This window comes from Rothia sp. HMSC072B03 (genome assembly GCF_001809565.1).
Lineage (GTDB): Bacteria > Actinomycetota > Actinomycetes > Actinomycetales > Micrococcaceae > Rothia > Rothia mucilaginosa_A.
This window is the reverse complement of record NZ_KV797967.1, coordinates 615-5467: the sequence shown is the minus strand read 5'-3', so window position 1 is coordinate 5467 and position 4853 is coordinate 615. Positions and strand designations below refer to the sequence as shown.

The window sequence follows — 4853 nt, the reverse complement described above, 5'->3', positions numbered from 1 at the left end:
GCTCGGGCACCCTGATGTCGCTTCAGGAAGGTACGGCGCCTCCGGCAACCACTTGCAGACAGCCCAGAGGGAGACGGTATTCGCCATCGCTCCTACAGGGAGGCGGGGTGCCGCATATTTCCTCCGCGCCTAGCTCCACTTGGGGCATGAGTAGGGAGGCGCTTGTACTCTTCCTTCGCTCCTACAGGGGCACCCGCCCTCGCAGAGCTCGGGCACCCTGATGTCGCTTCAGGAAGGTACAAACACCTCCGCACTCAGTCTGCAGACAGCGCAAAGGGACGGCACCATCCTCGCTACGGATAATACCGTCCCTTTGTGTACGCGTTTAGCTCTGCTGCGCTAGGTAGCTCAACAGCGTGGCGGTCAGCTCCGGGTCATGCGCCAGCGCCGTGCCGTTCAGGTGAGTCACCGGCGCAATCAGACGCACCGACGACGCCAACCACACGCCGTCCGACTCGAACAAATCCTGCGGGTAGAGAGGGCCGAAACCCAGCTCCCAACCGGCCTGGCGCGCCGCCTCGAACACTGCGCCCTGCGTGGTACCGGGCAGGATGCCGTGGCTCGGCTCGGGCGTGTACAGCACCTTCTTGCCGTCCTCAATCTTGGCGACCAGCACCGAGGAGGTGGCGCCCTCTAGCACGCGACGCTCGTCGGTGATGAAGATAGCGTCGTCCGCGCCGCGCTCCTGCACGTACCGCAGGACCGCCATGTTCACCGCGTAGGAGAGGGTCTTCGCACCCGCCAGCAGCCACGGGTAGGCGCTATTATCCATCGGCTCATGGCCGCGCGGCAGAAGCATCGCCTTCACGCCCTCGGTGCGGCGCTTCACGATAGATGCAGGCACCGGCGACGCCATAATCAGCGTGTACGGGCCCGGCTGCATGGAAGTCACCGCCTGGGTGGGGCCGCGCGAAATAATAATCTTCACGATGTGCTCTTCGCCCAGCGCAGTCTCGGCACCGGCGGTCGCCTCACGCATGAGGCGCTCCACCGCCGAACGCAGAATCTCGGGTTCCGGGTCGGGCAAATCCAGCATGCGCGCCGACGACTCGAGGCGGGACAGGTGCATGCCGAGCTTACGCACGCGACGGTTGACGGACAGCATGGTCTCGAAGACGCCGTCGCCGCGGGTGAAGCCCTGATCATCAACGCTGATGAGGGGCACGGACGGGTCGACGAAGATGCCCTGCGGGTTCTGCTCGTTCAGAAGAATTACGGTACTAGACATAGTTTTATTGTACGTTCGCGTCGCTAACCAGCGCGGGATGACGGTACTCGCCCTCGTTCCTACAGTGGCAGATGGACGAGACATGCAGAAGGGACGGTGCTATCCACGCTCCTACAGGGGCACCCGTCCTCGCTTCGCTTCGGACACCCTGATGTCGCTTACGGATAACACCGCCCCTCCTGGGCATGCGTACAGATATGTATTTGTGAACGGCTAGTGGCCCGCCGGCGCGCCCTGACCTTCACCAGCGCCGTGGCTCAAACCGTCAGCCGAGTAGTCCGAATCCTTACGCGGCGTAGTCCACAGCACCAGCGCCGTCAGGACCGCGAAACCAAAAATGGAGAAGCCCATCGGCAGGTACTCATGCTCACCCGCAAACGACACCAACGGCGCCGCCAACGCACCCAGCATCGCCTGAACCGTACCCATCACCGCCGAAGCACTACCCGCCATGTGGCGCGCCTCGTTCAACGCCAACGCCGAAGCATTACCAAAAATCAGGCCGCACGAGCTGGTTAGCAGGAACAGCAGAACCAGCGTCGGCACCAGCGAAATACCGACAAGGAAGCTAACCAACAGCAGCGAAGACACCACCAGCATGCTAATCACGCCGACATTCACAATGCGGCGCTGCGCCACACGACCAACCAGCTTCGTTGCAATCGCGCTGAACAGCACAATGCCCAGCGAGTTCACACCGAACACAATCGTGAACTGGGTTTCGGACAGGCCCAGAATCTTCTGTAGCACAAACGTCGAACCGGAAATATACGAGAACAGCGCACCAAACGCGAAGCACATGGTCAGCATGAAACCCATGTAGCGGCGCACCTTAAACACCTGCGGCAGCTCCGAGTACACGCTCAGGGCGGTGCCCTGGTAGCGCTCCTCCACGGGCAGGGTCTCCTTCACCACGAAGACCACGCCAAGCATCATGATTGCGGTGACCACGCCAAGCACGTGGAAAATATCGCGCCAGCTACCCCACGACAGCACCCAACCACCAAACAGCGGCGCAAGCACCGGCGCGAAGCCGTTAATCATCATCATGATGCCCATGAGCTTAGCGGTCGCCAGACCCTGAGTCGTATCAGTCACGATGGAACGCGCCAGCACCGCACCGATCGAACCGGTGAAGCCCATCATGAAACGCGCAAAAATCAGCAGCTCAATATTCGGCGCGAAACCACACGCCACCGTCGCGATAAAACAGATGACCGCACCAATCAGCAGCGGCTTGCGGCGGCCCGTCTTATCAGACAGCGGACCCACGACCAGCTGGCCGAGCGCCATACCCACCATGAACCCGCTCAACGTCAGGGATGCGTTCGTGCTGGTGGTGTTCAGATTCTCAGCGACTGCGGGCAACGCCGCCAGGTACATGTCCGTGGCGAGCGGCGCGATAGCGGTCAGCAGCGCCAGAACTACGATAAAAATGGGCGATAGCCCGAATGAGGTCTTAGTCGACTTCGAAGACATATGTCTTAGTTTTTTCTTTCTGTGTGATGCGCGTGCAACGGCGCCTGCGGCTCTACAAGACGTGGATGTGGTAGTACCGCTCCGGGGAGGAGTTTGCGCAGGCTGGAGGCACAACTTTTCCACGGTAGCAGAATCGGGGGCGGCTTCGTAAGTTAAAACGTTTGACTTTTTTGAGCCGGGTTGGGAGGGCTCCGCGTGGTTCCTTTGCGCTTGGTTGGGTTGCTGGTTGGCTTGGAAGGCGGCGCTCGCCCTCGTTCCTACAGAGGTAAGGGGGGGGGAGGGTACGCCACATATTTCCTCCGCGCCTACGCAGGGGCACCCGTCGCACAGACGCTCCGCCTCTCCTTGCTTCGCTGCGGAGAGCGTCTGTACGACACCCTGAGGGCGCTTCCGGAAAACGTGGCTACACCCTACGCATACTGGAGCAAAAGGGCGGTGTTATCCACGCTCCGTTGGAGAGATAACACCGCCCCTTTCGCGGTTTGTTTTAGCCTGCCGCTCAGTCCCCCCAGCCCATGTAGAAATATTTGAGAAATATTTTTGAGAAACATTGCTAGGGGCGACCGCTTAACTTACGTTGGTCATACCACGCGATACGACCGGAGGGGCAACCTCAGATGCGCAACCACTATTACAAATATTTGCTATGCATCCTGCTGCTTATAGTTTGTGTCTTGCTCGTAGTCCTTGCTGTGCTTTCTAACAACAAGCCGGGTAACGAAAAAGACGGCACTGCCTCCACGCACGCGCCGAGCAATACCTCAACCTACTGGGATAAAGACCGCATGGAATCCGCTAGCCCGGCTCCCATGCCCGAATAAAACAGCGCCTGAATAAAACTGCCTCTAAATAGCCGTAGGGCCCACTGCTTCGAGATACACGAAGCATTGGGCCCTACTGCCTTGTAGGCGGCTGTTACTGCGCTGCGCTGTCGTAGATGAAGTCCACGGTCGCGTAGTCCTCCGGGATTTCGGCGAGCAGCGCCTCCTCCTGTGCCGTCCAGCGTTCCCAGTGCGGGCGGAACGTGTCACCGTCACGAGCCATGGCGCGTTCGTAACGCACCTCGTCCGGGGCGGTGGCGAGAATACGCACCTCGCAAGCACCAGCAATCGCGCCGACACCCTCACAGATGATGACCTGCGTAGCCGCCGGGTCGACGGTGCGCTCCTCACCGGGTGCGCCCGCCTCCCAATCCCAGGGGGTGTAGGTTCCGGCAATGCCTTCGGTGAGCTGCACGGATAGCGCGTCCCACGCCTCCACGCCGTCGAAGAGGCCGTCCCAGCCGGGGTAGAAGTCGTCCAGGTGCAGCACGTGCACGCTGTGGCCGGCGGCGGTGAGCTCCTGCTCAAGCTGCGTGGCGAGGCTGGTTTTGCCGGTGCCGCTGCGGCCGTCAACGCCGATGATCAGCGGAATCTGCGCGAAGTCGGCGAGGAACTGGGCACGGAATTCGGTGAATTCGGCGGTGTCCATGTCAAAGTCGTTGCCGATGCCGTGCTCCAGGCGCAGCATGTCTTTGCAGAGCTCAAGGATTTCGGTGGTGCCGGTGACGCGGCGGTTCTGGTTCAGGGGAATACGCTGACTCACTGCGCGTCGCCTTCCTGCTTGAGGTGGTTGATGAGGCCGCGCGCGGCGGCGTCAATGAGGCCGGTGGTGTACACGAAGTCACGTTCGCTACCGTACCAGGGGTCGTAGATGCCGAGCTGGTCCAGGTGGGTGGTGGTGACCTTCGGGTCGAAGCTGCGCATCATGCGGATCTTGGCTTTGTCGGCCTCGTTGCGGGCGAGGGCTTTGAGGCGCAGGTAGTGGGGTGCGTCCATGGCGAGGATGAGGTCGTTGCGGTCGAAGTCCTCGACGGTGAAGACGCTGGCGCGGTGCGCGGACGGGTCGATACCGCGGCTGGTGAGCTGCGCGGCGGCGCGCGGGTCGATGTGGTTGCCTTCTTCTTCGTTGCTGATGCCGCTGGAGGTGACGGTGACGGGCACGCCGGCTTCTTGGGCGTGCTGGCGGATGAGGTATTCGCCGACGGGGGAGCGGCAGATGTTGCCGGTGCAGACAGTCATGATTCGGTACATGGTTCTAGTGTATCGGTGGGGTGGTGGATGGTTGGGCGCGGCGGGTGCTTGCAGTGGCTTTGTGGGCGGCGCGG

General features: G+C 61.4%; 4 protein-coding genes. All 4 read right to left on the bottom strand.

Annotated elements, in window-relative coordinates; translation table 11 throughout:
* Window positions 1–325: 325 nt before the first annotated feature.
* Window positions 326–1228 carry an aminotransferase class IV gene (locus HMPREF2630_RS02100; RefSeq protein WP_070483183.1) on the bottom strand — a complete coding sequence of 301 codons (903 nt, stop codon included), beginning with the start codon at window positions 1226–1228 and terminating at the stop codon, window positions 326–328.
* A gap of 213 nt (window positions 1229–1441) precedes the next feature.
* On the bottom strand, window positions 1442–2707 hold the full coding sequence (locus HMPREF2630_RS02095; RefSeq protein WP_070483181.1) for a multidrug effflux MFS transporter: 1266 nt from the start codon (window positions 2705–2707) through the stop codon (window positions 1442–1444).
* 915 nt (window positions 2708–3622) lie between these two features.
* Window positions 3623–4291: a nucleoside/nucleotide kinase family protein gene (locus HMPREF2630_RS02090; RefSeq protein ID WP_070483179.1), complete on the bottom strand. Its 669-nt coding sequence runs from the start codon at window positions 4289–4291 to the stop codon at window positions 3623–3625.
* The gene (locus HMPREF2630_RS02085) at window positions 4288–4767 is read right to left on the bottom strand and encodes a low molecular weight protein-tyrosine-phosphatase (RefSeq protein ID WP_246822741.1); all 480 of its coding nucleotides are present in this window, start codon (window positions 4765–4767) and stop codon (window positions 4288–4290) included. Before HMPREF2630_RS02085 ends, HMPREF2630_RS02090 begins: the two co-directional genes overlap by 4 nt.
* Window positions 4768–4853: the final 86 nt, after the last annotated feature.